Genomic DNA, 13,891 nt, shown 5'->3' with positions numbered 1-13,891 from the left:
TAGACTCCCCCGTCCGGGGGAGATGGCACAAAGTGCCAGAAGGGGAGCAAGCTGGACGCGAAGCGGCCTGAGAGGGCGAGCCCGCTAACCGTTACTCGTTCACCGGCACAGCGCCTGCGGTGCGGATGAGGTCGGCAGCGTCCTTGCTGGTGGCAAAGTCCACAAAGGCCTGTGCCTGCTCCGACAGGGTCACGCTCTTGTTGGTGACGAACACGAAGGGACGCTGGATCTTGTAGCTGCCGTCCTTCACGGTGTCCTCGCTGCACTCCACACCCTCCACTGTAACCATGGCAACGGTGTCGCCCACAGCGGACAGGGAAGCGTAGCCGACGGCCAGAGGATTGGCCTCCACAGCGCTGATGACAGCGCCGGTAGCGGTCAGCTCCTGTGCGTACTTGCAGCTGTCCTTCACGTCCACGATGCTCTCAAAGCCATCGCGGGTGCCGGAACCGGCCTCGCGGCCCACCAGAACGATCTCGCCGTCGTCGCCGCCCACATCCTTCCAGTTGGTGATCTCGCCGGTGAACATTTGCTTCAACTGATCTACGGTCAGGTCTGCCACCTTGCTGTCCTTGTTGACAACGATGGCGATGCCGTCCAGAGCCACGGTGGTGCCGTCCACGTCGTTCTTCTCGTCGTCCTTCAGGGCGCGGGAGGACAGGCCGATGTCCAGCGTCTTATCGGTAGCACCGGTGATGCCTGCGCCGGAACCGGTGGGGTCGTAGCTGACGGTGACACCCGGCTCCACCTCGGCAAAACCCTCGGTCAGGGCAGCGATGACGTTCTTCATAGAGGTAGAACCGCCGGTAGCCACATTGCCGGACAGGGTGCCTGCAGCGGTCTCAGCAGCGGCAGAAGAAGAGGTGGACTCCGCAGCAGAGGATGCCACAGTGGAAGAGGCTGCGCCGCCGCAGGCGGTCAGAGCCATAGCTGCAGCAGCAGCGCCGCAGACAGTGATAAACGAACGACGGGTGATCTTTTTCATAACCCTTTTCCTCCAATAAATGCCGGAATGCATTTCCGGCCGATGTTTTCTTGTTTTGATGTGTTTTCCTTGGGAACGGCCTTATTGTACCGCACCGCCGTTTTCCGTGCGACCACACCCGCGCAAAATGGAGGTAAATCTTTGGCGCATGAGTTTGTCTGTCTGTCAGCTTTTTGTAAAGTCAGTCACGGAATCATCGCTCTTGATTTTACATTTTCCGAAAAAGCGCCGAAAATTTCCGCTTTCCGCTGGGCAGGGTGACAAAAAGCGGAAGGTGCCGCTCAATGACACCTTCCGCTTTTCGATTCGTTATGCTGCGCTGTTTCTCAGTTTGCAGTGCCGGGGTCCGTGTTTACCACATGGAACTCCTTGCCGCTCTGCACAATGTACAGCGTTCCTTCAATATTATTGATCTTGACCGTCACTTCTACCGGCGTCCCGTCTGCGATCTTCTGGTAAGTTTCCGCATCCGGGACAGTCATATCCACATCAACCGTCGCCTTGCTCATGAACCAGTTCAGAACTGCGAAATTCGACATCTTAAGGCTGCCGGTCGGTTTGTCTGTATTCAGAGAAACCGTGTCGATCTTACCCGTAAACATTCCTTTACAGGGCAGTTCCTGGAATGTGCCTCCCGCATTCTTATCAAATGTAATATCTGCCTTTGCCGTGATCTTATACGAAGAGCCGCCGGTGCCCTGTACTTCTGCATGTGTATTCGCACTGTACAGTTTCACCGTATATGCGCCCAGCTTCACCTCATCGGCCGCAGCACTTCCACCGCCGCAGCCGACCAGCACGCCGGACAAAGAGATTGCTGCAGCCGCAGCTGCTGCGCCCTTCATAAAGGTACGCCGGGTCATTTTTTCTGCCATAATATTGCCCTCCTCTAAAAGCATTTTGCTGTGCTTTTAGCGTACCACTTTTTGGGAGTCTGTCAACAAAAATATGACAAAAAGGCGCTCTGTACACATAATTTGCACAGAGCGCCTTCTGCTCAGCAGTATTTTGTTCCGTCCGGGCAGTAGAACTGCACGTACTTCTGCCACTCGGTCTCGCTGATGGTACGGCGGTAGCAGTCCACCAGTGCATCCACGGCCTGCCGGTCCGCAAAGGTACCGGCACCCGGGCAGTCCAGCACCAGAATGCGGAACCATGCATCGAACAGGTGCTCGGTGAATCCGGTGTCCCGCGCGCCGCACCGGGCGTAAAAGCCCAGCCGCCGCATAGCCATAGCTTCGTCCTCCGCCTTATCCGGGCATTCGGCCTCAATGAGGATGGCCTGCGCACCGCGCTCATGCTGCGGCAGGTCGGCCAGCAGCTGCGCGCCCAGCCCTGCAGCACGGTATTCCGGCAGCACGGCAAAGTAATCCAGCTGGCTCACCCTGCTGCCTGCCGGGCGCACCATGAGCAGGTACGCCGCCAGTGTTTCGCCGTCGAACACGCCCCATGTGTGGGCGGTGCCGTCCGCTTCGCTGTTCAGGATCATGCTCAGGGGCTTGAGCTCCGTGGGCGGAAAGTCCCGCCGCATTTCGTCCAGATAGACCCTCGTCAGTTCTTTTTCGTTCAGTTTCCGCCAGCTGTACACTTTGCTCATGGTTTTTCCTCCCGCATCTGCCTTTTGTACCAGTATAGCACACTTCGCGCGGGAACGCAAAAAGCCGCCGGGAGCGGCAGGCTCTGCCCTTCTCCCGGCGGCTTTTATGGAAATGCAGGAGCAACCAGTCTCCCGCACAAACTCCGTTCAGAATGCTGTGTGCGTTACAGCATCTTCTTCAGCTCGTCGTACACGAACTGGACCTTGGTGCCGATGATCACCTGGCAAGCGTTCTTGCTGGGGCGGATGACACCGGCAGCACCAGCGGCCTTGACGGCCTTCTCGTCCACCTTGGCGTTATCCTTGACCTCAAAGCGCAGACGGGTTGCGCAGTAACCAACGTCCTTCACGTTCTCCTTGCCGCCGACAGCAGCCAGAACAGCGGAAGCAACTTCGGTATAGTTGTTGTTTGCCAGAACGACCTTCTTCTCGGCCTCTTCGTCCTCGTCCTCACGGCCGGGGGTCTTCAGGTCGAACTTGGTGATGGCAAAGTAGAACACTGCGTAGAACACCACGAAGGCTGCGATGCCCAGAGGAATGATCATCCAAGTCTTGGCAGCTGCGGGCAGAGAAGCGGAGAACACCAGGTCGGTGGCACCTGCGGAGAAGCAGAAGCCGGCACGGAAACCGGAGTAGTAGGTGATGACGGTAAAGATGCCGTACAGAGCAGCGTACACAACGTACAGGGGGAAGCACAGGAACATGAAGCCGAACTCGAAGGGCTCGGTAACGCCGCAGACGAAGGCGCAGATTGCAGCGGACAGAACCAGGCCGATGGCAGCCTTCTTGTTCTTAGCGGTCTTGACCATAGCCAGAGCAGCGCCCAGGACACCGAACATCATGCAGGGGAAGAAGCCGGACATGTACATACCAAGGCTCCAGCCCACATCAGCAGAGGTCTCGCCAGCCCAGAAGTGGGACAGGTCGCCCAGACCGATGGTGTCGAACCAGAACACGTTGTTCAGAGCGTGGTGCAGGCCGGTGGGGATCAGCAGGCGGTTCAGGAAGGCGTAGATGCCAGCGCCGATGCCGCCCATGCCAGCGATGCCGTTGCCGATTGCGACCAGAGCGTCGAAGATGACGGGCCAGACGAACAGCAGAACAACGGACACCAGAATGGAGATCAGACCGGTAGCGATTGCAACGAAGCGCTTGCCGGAGAAGAATGCCAGCCAGTCAGGCAGCTGGATATCCTTGAACTTGTTGTAGCAGGCAGCGCCCACAACAGCGGCCAGAATGCCGATGAAGGAGTTGCCGGCGACCTTCTGGAAGGCGATGTAGGTAGCAGTGCCTTCTTCCAGGTGACGGACCATGCCGACCACACCGGGGTTCAGCAGCTGCTGCATCATCAGGAAGCTGACCAGACCGGCCAGACCTGCGGTACCGTCGTTGTCTGCAAGGCCGACAGCGGCACCAATGGCAAACAGCCATGCCATGTTATCGATCAGAGCGCCGCCTGCCTTGACCAGCAGGAAGCCAACGGTGTAAGCTGCACCGGAGGTTGCAGCACCGGGAACGCCCATAACGCCCGGAGCAAGGGCATAACCGAGGCCCATCAGGATACCGCAGATCGGCAGGACCGCGACGGGGAGCATCAAAGCTTTGCCCAGTTTCTGGAGATACTTCATCATAAAGCACATTCCTCCTTAAGAAATGTTTGTGTTTACAGACGCCTCTGGTTGCAGGCCGTCCATAATTCCGTAATAGAATAGTAACATATTTCCGCAAAAAAAGAAAGTCCCTTTCGCCTTTTTTCTATCAAAATGCATCAAAAGTCCTCATTTTGCCGTTTTTCAGTCGATAATTTTTGGGTTTTCCTCACAAGGGTCGTCTTTGTGTTGAAAATTCCTTTCTTTTTACGTACATTTTGCCCAAAGGCTTGCATCCCACAGCCGAATCGGGTACTATACTATTATAAAGAACATGCGCCCTCTCAGGCCGCTTCGCGTCCAGCTCTCCCAAAGGGAGAGCCCTTGGCAAAACCGCAAACTTTGCATGGACTGCCAAGGCCTCCCACTTTGGGGGAGGTGGCATTGCGCAAGCAATGACGGAGAGGGCGAGGATGCAAAATAAAAGGAGACAGCATTATGGAATGGACTGATATCCGCCTGACCGTGGCCAAGGCCGATGCCGACAACGCCGAAGCCGTTGCTACCATGATCGCCGAGGGCGGCATCTATATCGAAGACTACAGCGACATCGAGCAGCAGGTGGCCGAGATCGCCCATGTGGATCTGATCGAGCAGGAGCTGCTGGACAAGCCCCGCGATACCGTTATCATCCATATGTATCTGGAGCCGGGCGCTTCCCCCGTGGAGACGCTGGCCCTCATTGCCGCCCGCATGGAAGCTGCAAACATCGCCTACACCGTGGAGACCGAGGGCGTGGAGCAGGAGGACTGGCAGAACGGCTGGCGCAAGTATTATCACCCCCTGGAGATCGGCAAACGTCTGGCGGTGGTGCCCTCGTGGCAGCAGTACGACACCGACCGGGTAAAGCTGATCCTTGACCCGGGCCTTGCCTTCGGCACCGGCGGCCACGAGACCACCAGCCTGTGCATGGAAGCGCTGGACGAGCGGGTGACCGGCGGCGAGCGGGTGCTGGACATCGGCACCGGCAGCGGCATCCTTGCCATTGCGGCGCTGAAGCTGGGCGCTGCTGTGGCCGAGGGCGTGGACATCGACCCTGTGGCCGTGCGCACCGCAGGCGAGAACGCCGCGTTGAACGGCGTGCAGGACAAGCTGACCGTGCTGGTGGGCGACCTTTCCGATAAGGCCAGCGGCAAATACGACATCATCACCGCCAACATCGTGGCCAACGCCATTCTCAGTCTGGCACCGGCTGTGCCCGGCCTGATGGCAGAGGGTGCCACCTTTATTGCCAGCGGCATCATCGACAGCCGCAAGGACGAAGTGATCGCAGGTCTGGAAAAGGCCGGCCTTGCCGTTGTGGAAGTGAAGGAGAAGCGCGGCTGGGAGTGCATCGTCTGCAAGAAAGCGTAAGGAGATTTTATGCCGCACCGTTATTTTACCACCGAGATCTCTGACGGCACCGCCACCCTGCGCGGGGCCGATGCCCACCATCTTGCCCGTGTGATGCGCGCAAGGCTGGGCGATACTGTCATTCTATGCGACGGCAATGCCGTGGAATACACCGCCACCATCACCGGCTTTGGCGATGAGTGTGTGGAGTTCCGGGTGGAGCCGGGCTATCCCAGCGCCGCCGAACCCAGCGTGGAGGTCACTCTGCTGGCCGGCTACCCCAAGCAGGACAAGCTGGAGCAGATCATCAAGCACGGCGTGGAGCTGGGCGCAGCCCACATCGTGCCCTTCTTCAGCCGGTATTGCGTGGCGGCCCCCAAAAAAGAGGAGCAGAAGAACGAGCGCTACAACCGCATTGCAGCGGAAGCCGCCAAGCAGTGCGGCCGCGGTGTTCTGCCGGATGTGGCCCTGCCGCTGGCAAACTTCGGGACCGTGTGCCGCACCTTTGCACAGTACGACCTTGTGCTGTTCTGCTACGAGTGCGGCGGCGCGCCCCTGCGCGACTTGCTGGCCGCAGCAAAGCCCGCCGATGGTGAAAAGCTGAAAATTGCCATCGTGACTGGTGCCGAGGGCGGCTTTGCCGCCGAGGAAGCCGAGATGGCCGCAAAGGCCGGTGCCAGAACGGTGGGCCTTGGCCCCCGCATCCTGCGGTGCGAGACCGCCCCGCTGGCCGTGCTTGCTTCGGTAATGACCCTGACGGGGAATCTGGAATAACAAAAAAGCAGCTGCGTTGCAGCTGCTTTTTTGTTATTTTCAGGGTTTATGTCTCTGCTTCCAGCAGAGCTTTCTTCACATTCAAAAGGTTCTGCGGGCTCACCGAGAAGCTGCGCAGGCCCAGCTGCAGATACTGCACCGTGTTGGCCGGGTTGCCCACCGCAAGGCCGCAGATGGTCACCGGCACATTGCGAACCTTTGCGGCATCCATCACCATGGTGATGAGCTTTTTCATGGCCTTGCTGGCCGGGCGGTAGTAGTGCTCGGCGCTGGCAAGCTCCCGGTCTGCCGCGTGAGTGTACTGGGTCAGGTCGTTGGTGCCGACCACAAGAAAATCGACCCCGTGCTCTACAAATTCCTCAGCGGTCAGGCAGGCAGCGGGTACGCTGAGCATCACGCCGAACTTTGTATCTTCGTTGAACGCCACGCCGCGCTCCCGCAGGTGCTCGCGGCAGCGCTCCACCACACGCATGGCTGCGTCCCAGTCCTCCACATTCGTCACCATGGGGAACATCACCCGCAGCGGGCCGCGGGCGGCGGCGCGCAGCAGCGCACAGAGCTGCGTCTCGAACTGGTGGGGCTGGCGCAGACTGTTGCGGATGCCCCGCAGGCCAAGCTTGGAAGACTGCAGGCCCTGATAGGCGTCGGAAATGGTGCGGTCTGAGCCAAAGTCGAAGGTGCGCACGGTCACCTGACGGCCCTGCGCCGCTGCCAGACAGGAGCAGTAGAAGAAATACTGCTCCTGCTCGTCCAGAATGCGGCCCGGCAGCATCATGTAGCCGGTGCGCAGCAGGCCCACGCCCTGTGCACCGGACTGCATGGCCGTGTCGATGTCCTCCGGCCCAAAGCAGTTGGCCAGCAGCTCAAAGGGCTGGCCGTCCTTTGTCCTGTTGGGCAGAGCATGCAGCTGCCCCATCTCTTTGTTCTCCCGCTGCAGCTCGCAGATGCGGGTCTCGGCCTGCTGGCGGGCGGCAGCGTCCGGGTCCAGCGTGCACTGGCCCCCGGTGGCATCCAAAATCACGGTGCGGCCGTCGCAGTCGTCCAGAAAATCCCGGCCCACCTGCACGATGCCCGGGATATTCATTGCCCGGGCAATGATGGCGGCATGGCTCTGGCCGCTGCCCTCGGCGGTGATGATGCCAAGGATCATGCCGGAGGGCACGCTGAACAGGTCAGTGGGCATCAGCCGCTCCGCCGCAAGGATCACCGGGTGATCCAGCGCCAGCCACATGCGGGGACGGTTGGTGATGATATTGATGACCCGGCGGCTTGCGTCGAGGATATCCACACTGCGCAGCTGCATGTAAGGGTTATCCTTCATGTTGGCCAGCTGGTCGGCGTAGCGCTGGCCCACCTGATTCATGGCCGCTGCCGCGCCAATGCCTGCATTGATGCAGAAGCGCACCTCGTTCATCATGCCCTCGTCGTCCAGCATCATGCTCTGGAACTGGAAGATGGCCTGCTCGCTGGGTGCGGCACGGTCTGCCATGGATTCCAACTCGTCCTGCGCCGTGCGGATGGCATCGGTGAGCAGCTGCAGCTCCCGGGACGGTTTAAAGGGGCCCACGGTCGTGGTCTCCACATGGTGCTCCAGACGGCTCACCTGCCCCAGCACAAGGCCGGGAGAAGCGCAGGAACCTTTATACACTTTCATGTTCGGTCACCTCCGGCAAAAGCTCGGCTTCCGGCGTGGTCAGGGTGCGCCAGACCAGCGCCTGCAAAAAGGTATTGGGCAGCAGCGCGGCCAGTGCGGCCCGCGCCGCATCGGCACTGCCCTCAAACAGCGGTGCAAAGCTCTGCATCCGTGCCTGATCGCACTTTGCAAGGAATGCATCGCACAAAGTATGGGTGGTGTAGTAATGGGCCGGGTCCACACCGGCATCTTCCGCGGCGGCTTCCAGCGGGGCAAGGTCGGCATCCTTCATCTTGGCCAGCAGCAGGGCCGCATCCGCCGTCAGGGTGACCGGGTATTTCTCCCGCACGGCCTTTTGCACCCGCTCAAATTTTGCGTGGAACGCAGCAGCGTCCGCGCAGCTCTGGGCATCACAGGAGACAGCATAGGCACACCCCCGCAGATATCCCATAGCGCGGCGGGTATCATAGTAGCCCAGCTCGATGTTGCGGCGGGCGGTGTCGGGGTCAAAGTGCAGGATATCGCCCAGCTCCCAGTAGCTGCGCACCATCACGGTGGGCAGGCCGGTGAGGTTGGGGCGGGTGATGCCCACGCCTTCCAGATCGACGCACACCAGTTCATCCGCGCCCATGCGTTTGGCAAGACCGGTGGGCATGTTGTCGCTGTAGCCGCCATCCAGAAACTTGACCCCGTCGATCTCCCGCGCACGCAGCGCCGGGAAGCAGGCAGCGGAGGCCATCAGGTAGTCCTTGACCTTTCCTGCCGGGATCTCGTCCAGCGTCAGCTCCCGGGGCTTTAAGCCCCGCTGCTCCACCGTAACAAGGCCGAAGCGGATGGGAGCCGCGCGCAGGGCATCCTCGTCCAGCACCCGCTCCACGATCTCTTCCAGCGGGGTCACATCCATGCCGCCGGCTTTCACCACGCTGCGCAGGAACTGGTGCAGGGCCGAAAGGTCGGCATCCTCCTCCGGCAGCTCCATCACATCCTTGCTGCGGATGGCCAGCCACATATCGCGGGCCGTCTCGTACTGGTCCAGCACAAACATGGCACCGTTCAGGCTGCCAACGCTGGTGCCGGTAATGATCTGCGGGTGCCAGTCCAGCTCCATCAGCGCGCGCCACACACCCACCTGATAGCTGCCCCTGGCTCCGCCGCCCGCCAGCACCAGAGCTTTGCACGGAGCACTGCGTTCATCCATTGCATCCGCCTCCTTTGATCGTTTCCGGTTTTGTTCAGATTATAGCATATTTCCAGAGAAATTTCTTCCGTTTTTTGTAAATTGATGCCTTTCTCCCGGCAAAGAAACATGGTATACTTGTCAGGATCTCAAAAGGAGGCATTCTCATGCACTGCAAGCAATGGATCTTTGATATGGACGGCACCCTGACCGACAGCATGACCGTGGTGTGGGAGGGTGCCCCCGACGCACTGCTGCGCCGCTATGGCCGCACCCCGCGGGGGGATCTGCGCGCCACACTGCTGAACATGGGAATGCAGGAGGGCGCACAGTATCTGATCCGGGAGTACGGCCTGCCGCTGACCGAGGAAAGCTATTTTTCCGTGATGCGCGAGGTGATCGCCGAATTGTACGAGACCGTGGAGCTGAAGCCCGGCGTGCGCACGATGCTGGCAAAGCTGCAGGCCGAGGGCGCACGCATGTGCATCTGCTCCAACACCTGGGCCGAACAGTGCCGCACCGTGCTTACCCGGCTGGGCATCGCGCAGTATTTCTCCTTCATCGTGGAAGCGCAGGGCGTGCTGCACAAAAGCCGCCCGGAGGTGTTCTTTGAGTGCATGAGCCGTCTGGGCGGTGCAGACCCCGCCGCCTGCGCCGTGTGCGAGGATGCCGTATACGCCGCCGCCACCGCCCACAAGGCCGGGTATTACGTCATTGGCATCGCAGACCGCACCTCTGCCGCTGACGAGCCGGAGATGCGCCGCATCTGCAGCCAGTTCGTGCCCCGGTGGGATGTGCTGGACTGGACATGTGTGTAATAAAAAAGGGCCGCAGCGTGCGGTTCTTTTCTCTATCTGATCCTTCTTTGCTCTTGCATTTTGTTCGCAAGAAGAGTATGATATTATAAATAGGACTGCCCCAAGGGGGAAGTGTCCTTATTTGTGAGAATACACTCTGTGATTTTCAATATAAAGGTATAATATCCGTAAAGAGGAGACCTTCCGTCATGAACAACCCACTCGTCAGCATTATCGTGCCTGTGTACAACGTGCAGAATAGTGTTGCCCGCTGTCTGGAGAGCATTTGTGCCCAGACATGGAAGGATATCGAGGTCATTCTGGTCAACGACGGGTCCCGGGACGAAAGCTTTTCCATCTGTGAGCAATTCCGTGAAAAGGACCCCCGCATCGTTCTGGTGGACAAATCTAATTCCGGTGTGTCGGAGACCCGCAACTGCGGCATGTCCCTTGCAAAGGGCAAGTATGTGCAGTTTGTGGACAGCGACGATTATCTCGACCCTGATTTTACCGAGCGGCTGGTGACTGCTGCCGAAGCGAACAACGCCGATCTGGTCATTGCACCTTACTGGATGGTGATTCCCGCCAACTCTTCCAAGGCCACGCAGGCACTGGAAAACCTGCAGGAGAACCTTGGCATCGATGCCGAGAAAAAGCCTGATGATATCCGTGAATACGGCTTTCTGCCCGAGGGCATCTATGACCGCGATACCTTTGCCCTGCGCCTGATGGAGAAGCCCGCATCCTTCTTCTACAGCGTGCTGTGGAACAAGCTCTACCGCCGGGATATTCTGGCAGACCATCATCTTCAGTTCACCAGCGAGGTGCGCTGGGCCGAAGATCTGGTTTTCAATCTGGAATACATTTTGTACGCCAATGTTTTCGTATCCATTTCCAAAGCGGGCTACCACTATGTGCAGAACCCCCAGAGCATCTGCCACACCCAGATCAATCTGGCTTCCATCGTGCAGAACAAACTGCAGGTGTTCCGCTATTACAAGGAGCTGTACACAAAGCTGGGCCTGTACGATCAGGTGCAGCCGCAGCTGTATAAATTCCTGACCGCGTTCTCCGAGAACGCCTATCCCTCCGGTTCTCCCCAGAAGATCATCATGGACATGGCCAACCGCTGGGGCTTTGGTGTTCTGGATGCTTCCGACAAGGAAAAGAAACACAAAACCGAACCCGATGCCTGATCTCCGGGCACGAAAAAAAGAGCCGTGAAAGCGGCTCTTTTTTTGTTTGCCATTTTACCGGTCGATCCAGCTGCGGAAGGCTTCGCGCACTGCACCCTCCCGTCCGCGCGGGATGGGGATGCGCGCACCGCTGCACATCTGCAGCTCGCCCGCCGTCAGCAGCTGTGCCGCCGCCAGATTGACCACATAGGAGCGGTGCGGCTGCAAAAAACGCCCGTCTTCCAGCAGCGGCTTTGCTACCTCGGCAAAGGACACCCGCAGCGAAAGGGACACCACATCCTCGCCGCTGAGCAGATGGAAGTGCACCACATGGTGGGTGCACTCCAGATATTCGATCTGCGCATAGGCCAGCGCCCGCATGCCTTCGGCGGTGGCAACGGTCATTGCCGGGCCGTACTCCGGCTCGGTGGCGCGGGCAAGCAGGGCCGAAAGCTCCTGCTGGTGTACCGGCAGAAGCAGATACTGCATGGCATCCACCCGGAAAGCGCTGTAGGCGTGGGCCGGTGTGCGGGCCGCAAAGGCCAGCGGAGCCCTGCGGCCCCGGCGGCGCAGCTCCGCAGCCGCCGAAAGCCCTGCCGGGGCCGCTACAGCGCCCAGCTCGATGAGATACAGGTCAAACCGTTCTCCCTCGGTGTCCCGGCGCAGCAGCGCATCTGCATCCGGCAGCTGCTGCACGATGCACGCATCCTGCCGCCGGGCAAAATATTCCATGCACTGGCGTTCCAGCCCGCTGCGCAAGGCCGCGTCCGGGCTGCATACCGCAATGTGAAATACCATTTCACATCCTCCTTTCTGCCAGCCGCCCGCCTTGATTTTTGCGCAGGGCTGGAGTATGATAAATAAAACTTTGCTGCATCGAAAAAAGAAAAAACGGAGGGACCCGCCATGCCGCAGCCGCTTGTCAGCGTTATCGTGCCCGCCTATAACGCGGCGGGCTTCATCTCCCGCTGTGTGGAGAGCATCACATCCCAGAGCTACCCGGAGCTTGAGATCCTTCTGCTGAACGACGGCTCCACCGACGACACCCTTGCTGTCTGCCGGAAGCTTGCTGCCGCCGACAGCCGCATCCGTGTGGTGGACAAGCCCAACACCGGCGCAGCAGACACCCGCAGCTGCGGCCTTGCCCTTGCCCACGGCGAATACATCCAGTTTGCGGACAGCGACGATCACCTGCTGCCGGGCTGCACCGCAAACCTGGTGGCTGCTATGCAGCGCAGCCATGCCGACCTTGTGCTGGCTCCCTACCGGATGATGGTGCCCCGCAAGGATGGCGGCTATGACACCCGGGAGTACAGCCTGCTGCCCGCCGGGGTGTACAACAAGGTGGATTACCTGTGGCAGCTCACCGGCAATGCCGCTGCCTTTTACTACGGCGTGCTCTGGAACAAGCTCTACCGCCGGGATCTCATCCAGATGGCGCACATCCGGTTCGAGCATGTGGTATACGCCGAGGACCAGCTGTTCAACACCCGGTATCTGCAGGTGGCACAGCGGTTTGCCGCCATCGACGAAGCCGCCTACTGCTACATCCAGAACCCGCAGAGCGTATGCCATACGCAGGTGAGCGCGGCGGACATGCTGCGCCACCGCAGCCAGATGTACCACACCTACAAGGAAATGTGTATCCAGCTGGGCGTGTACGATAAATTCCGCCTGCGGCTGCACGGCATCTATCTGAGCCTGTTTGAAAGCCCTCTGCCCAACGGCCCGGTGCAGAAGCTTTCCGACGCATTTGCCCGCACCCACAGCCGCATCTGAGAAAAGGAGAACCTATGGAATTTCCCCTTGTAAGCATCATCGTGCCCATGTACAACACTGCCGGGTGCATTGCCCGCTGTGTCAAAAGCATCTGCGCCCAGACTTATAAAAGCATTGAGATCCTGCTGCTGAACGATGGCTCCACCGACGACACCCTTGCCGTTTGCCGCGCCCTTGCCGCCAGCGACCACCGCATTGCACTGGTGGATAAAACCAACACCGGCGCAGCGGATACCCGCAATCAGGGCATTGCGCTGGCCCACGGCAAATACATCCAGTTTGTGGACAGCGACGACTGGCTGGCCCCCGATTTTACGGAAAAGCTGGTCTCCGCCGCCGAGGCCCACACCGCCGATCTTGTGATCGCGCCCTTCTGGATGGTGTACCCGGAAAACTATGTGGAGCACATCCGCCCATGGGAAAAGGCGCTGCAGCATGTGCTCCAGCGCAATCCGCCCCGCACCCGGGCCTATGGCTATCTGCCTGCCGGGGTGTACACCGGACAGGAGTACGCAAAGCACCTGATCCAGAAGCCGAACACCTTCTACTATGGCAGCCCCTGCAACAAACTCTACCGCCGTGACCTCCTGCGGAAGCACAGCCTCCATTTCCGCAAAGAATTGTTTGCGGAGGATCAGCTGTTCAACACCGAATATCTGCGCTATGTGCGCACCGCCGTTTCCATCCCGGACATCGGCTATTACTACCTGCAGAACAGCCAGAGCGTCTCCCACTCCAGAGTGACCACCGCCGACATCCTTTCGCTGCGGCGGCGGGTGATGCTCCTGTACCGGGACATCTACACCGAACTTGGCATCTACCCGGAAACGCGGGCGGCCATCCTGCGTTCGCCCTTTGGCGAAAACGAGTTCACTCTTCCGCCGCTGGACACCCCACAGACGCACTGCTGCAAGCTGTGACCCTATAAAAAGCACCCGGCTGCCGCCGAGAGCCGCTCTGGCTCCTGCACGGCTCCGGGTGTTTTTTGCGCTT

At 59.6% G+C, this 13,891-nt stretch carries 13 protein-coding genes; 6 read left to right on the top strand and 7 right to left on the bottom strand.

The genetic code is table 11. From position 1 onward, the window contains the following. Nucleotides 1-91: 91 nt before the first annotated feature. From DXA66_RS06220 to DXA66_RS06205, 4 genes are all read right to left on the bottom strand, one after another. Nucleotides 92-985: a phosphate ABC transporter substrate-binding protein gene (locus DXA66_RS06220; protein ID WP_118527585.1), complete on the bottom strand. Its 894-nt coding sequence runs from the start codon at nucleotides 983-985 to the stop codon at nucleotides 92-94. 326 nt (nucleotides 986-1,311) lie between these two features. Further along, nucleotides 1,312-1,860 carry a twin-arginine translocation signal domain-containing protein gene (locus DXA66_RS06215; RefSeq protein WP_158576338.1) on the bottom strand — a complete coding sequence of 183 codons (549 nt, stop codon included), beginning with the start codon at nucleotides 1,858-1,860 and terminating at the stop codon, nucleotides 1,312-1,314. A 122-nt stretch (nucleotides 1,861-1,982) separates the two neighbouring features. Beyond that, complete coding sequence (locus DXA66_RS06210) at nucleotides 1,983-2,582, bottom strand: GNAT family N-acetyltransferase (protein ID WP_118527581.1); 600 nt, start codon at nucleotides 2,580-2,582, stop codon at nucleotides 1,983-1,985. Nucleotides 2,583-2,746: 164 nt separating this feature from the next. Further along, nucleotides 2,747-4,213, bottom strand: a complete 1,467-nt coding sequence (locus tag DXA66_RS06205; RefSeq protein ID WP_118527579.1) for a PTS transporter subunit EIIC — start codon at nucleotides 4,211-4,213, stop codon at nucleotides 2,747-2,749. 456 nt (nucleotides 4,214-4,669) lie between these two features. On the opposite strand from DXA66_RS06205, the gene prmA reads away from it, so the two are divergent. Together prmA and DXA66_RS06190 are read left to right on the top strand one after the other, a co-directional pair. Next, nucleotides 4,670-5,584: a 50S ribosomal protein L11 methyltransferase gene (gene prmA, locus DXA66_RS06195; protein ID WP_005943732.1), complete on the top strand. Its 915-nt coding sequence runs from the start codon at nucleotides 4,670-4,672 to the stop codon at nucleotides 5,582-5,584. 9 nt (nucleotides 5,585-5,593) lie between these two features. Further along, entirely contained in the window at nucleotides 5,594-6,337 is a 744-nt protein-coding gene (locus DXA66_RS06190; RefSeq protein ID WP_118527577.1) for a 16S rRNA (uracil(1498)-N(3))-methyltransferase, read from the top strand. A gap of 46 nt (nucleotides 6,338-6,383) precedes the next feature. Here DXA66_RS06190 and DXA66_RS06185 read toward each other — a convergent pair whose 3' ends face one another. Together DXA66_RS06185 and DXA66_RS06180 are read right to left on the bottom strand one after the other, a co-directional pair. Then, nucleotides 6,384-7,991 (bottom strand): phosphoenolpyruvate--protein phosphotransferase, encoded by a 1,608-nt coding sequence (locus DXA66_RS06185; RefSeq protein WP_118527575.1) that lies wholly within the window; start codon nucleotides 7,989-7,991, stop codon nucleotides 6,384-6,386. Further along, complete coding sequence (locus tag DXA66_RS06180) at nucleotides 7,978-9,168, bottom strand: patatin-like phospholipase family protein (protein WP_097774552.1); 1,191 nt, start codon at nucleotides 9,166-9,168, stop codon at nucleotides 7,978-7,980. Before DXA66_RS06180 ends, DXA66_RS06185 begins: the two co-directional genes overlap by 14 nt. 146 nt (nucleotides 9,169-9,314) lie before the next feature. On the opposite strand from DXA66_RS06180, the gene DXA66_RS06175 reads away from it, so the two are divergent. Together DXA66_RS06175 and DXA66_RS06170 are read left to right on the top strand one after the other, a co-directional pair. Then, nucleotides 9,315-9,965, top strand: coding sequence for an HAD family phosphatase (locus tag DXA66_RS06175; protein ID WP_118527573.1), 651 nt, complete (start codon nucleotides 9,315-9,317; stop codon nucleotides 9,963-9,965). 188 nt (nucleotides 9,966-10,153) lie between these two features. Then, entirely contained in the window at nucleotides 10,154-11,140 is a 987-nt protein-coding gene (locus tag DXA66_RS06170; RefSeq protein ID WP_097776892.1) for a glycosyltransferase, read from the top strand. Between the two features lie 54 nt (nucleotides 11,141-11,194). On the opposite strand, the gene DXA66_RS06165 is transcribed toward DXA66_RS06170, so the two are convergent. After that, on the bottom strand, nucleotides 11,195-11,917 hold the full coding sequence (locus DXA66_RS06165; RefSeq protein WP_118527571.1) for a LytTR family DNA-binding domain-containing protein: 723 nt from the start codon (nucleotides 11,915-11,917) through the stop codon (nucleotides 11,195-11,197). A gap of 108 nt (nucleotides 11,918-12,025) precedes the next feature. Between DXA66_RS06165 and DXA66_RS06160 the strand changes: the two genes are divergently transcribed. Continuing rightward, nucleotides 12,026-12,898: a glycosyltransferase gene (locus DXA66_RS06160; RefSeq protein ID WP_118527569.1), complete on the top strand. Its 873-nt coding sequence runs from the start codon at nucleotides 12,026-12,028 to the stop codon at nucleotides 12,896-12,898. Nucleotides 12,899-12,912: 14 nt separating this feature from the next. Further along, nucleotides 12,913-13,818, top strand: coding sequence for a glycosyltransferase family 2 protein (locus DXA66_RS06155; protein ID WP_118527567.1), 906 nt, complete (start codon nucleotides 12,913-12,915; stop codon nucleotides 13,816-13,818). Nucleotides 13,819-13,891 lie beyond the last annotated feature (73 nt).

The sequence above is a fragment of the Faecalibacterium sp. OF03-6AC genome, from assembly GCF_003478175.1.
Lineage (GTDB): Bacteria > Bacillota > Clostridia > Oscillospirales > Ruminococcaceae > Faecalibacterium > Faecalibacterium taiwanense.
This window is presented reverse-complemented; position numbering and strand designations above follow the sequence as displayed.

Bases quoted from the DNA above. Each gene is read 5' to 3' on its own strand.
- DXA66_RS06220 (WP_118527585.1), bottom strand. From the start codon at position 985: ATGAAAAAGATCACCCGTCGTTCGTTTATCACTGTCTGCGGCGCTGCT.
- DXA66_RS06215 (WP_158576338.1), bottom strand. From the start codon at position 1,860: ATGGCAGAAAAAATGACCCGGCGTACCTTTATGAAGGGCGCAGCAGCT.
- DXA66_RS06210 (WP_118527581.1), bottom strand. From the start codon at position 2,582: ATGAGCAAAGTGTACAGCTGGCGGAAACTGAACGAAAAAGAACTGACG.
- DXA66_RS06205 (WP_118527579.1), bottom strand. From the start codon at position 4,213: ATGATGAAGTATCTCCAGAAACTGGGCAAAGCTTTGATGCTCCCCGTC.
- prmA (WP_005943732.1), top strand. From the start codon at position 4,670: ATGGAATGGACTGATATCCGCCTGACCGTGGCCAAGGCCGATGCCGAC.
- DXA66_RS06190 (WP_118527577.1), top strand. From the start codon at position 5,594: ATGCCGCACCGTTATTTTACCACCGAGATCTCTGACGGCACCGCCACC.
- DXA66_RS06185 (WP_118527575.1), bottom strand. From the start codon at position 7,991: ATGAAAGTGTATAAAGGTTCCTGCGCTTCTCCCGGCCTTGTGCTGGGG.
- DXA66_RS06180 (WP_097774552.1), bottom strand. From the start codon at position 9,168: ATGGATGAACGCAGTGCTCCGTGCAAAGCTCTGGTGCTGGCGGGCGGC.
- DXA66_RS06175 (WP_118527573.1), top strand. From the start codon at position 9,315: ATGCACTGCAAGCAATGGATCTTTGATATGGACGGCACCCTGACCGAC.
- DXA66_RS06170 (WP_097776892.1), top strand. From the start codon at position 10,154: ATGAACAACCCACTCGTCAGCATTATCGTGCCTGTGTACAACGTGCAG.
- DXA66_RS06165 (WP_118527571.1), bottom strand. From the start codon at position 11,917: ATGGTATTTCACATTGCGGTATGCAGCCCGGACGCGGCCTTGCGCAGC.
- DXA66_RS06160 (WP_118527569.1), top strand. From the start codon at position 12,026: ATGCCGCAGCCGCTTGTCAGCGTTATCGTGCCCGCCTATAACGCGGCG.
- DXA66_RS06155 (WP_118527567.1), top strand. From the start codon at position 12,913: ATGGAATTTCCCCTTGTAAGCATCATCGTGCCCATGTACAACACTGCC.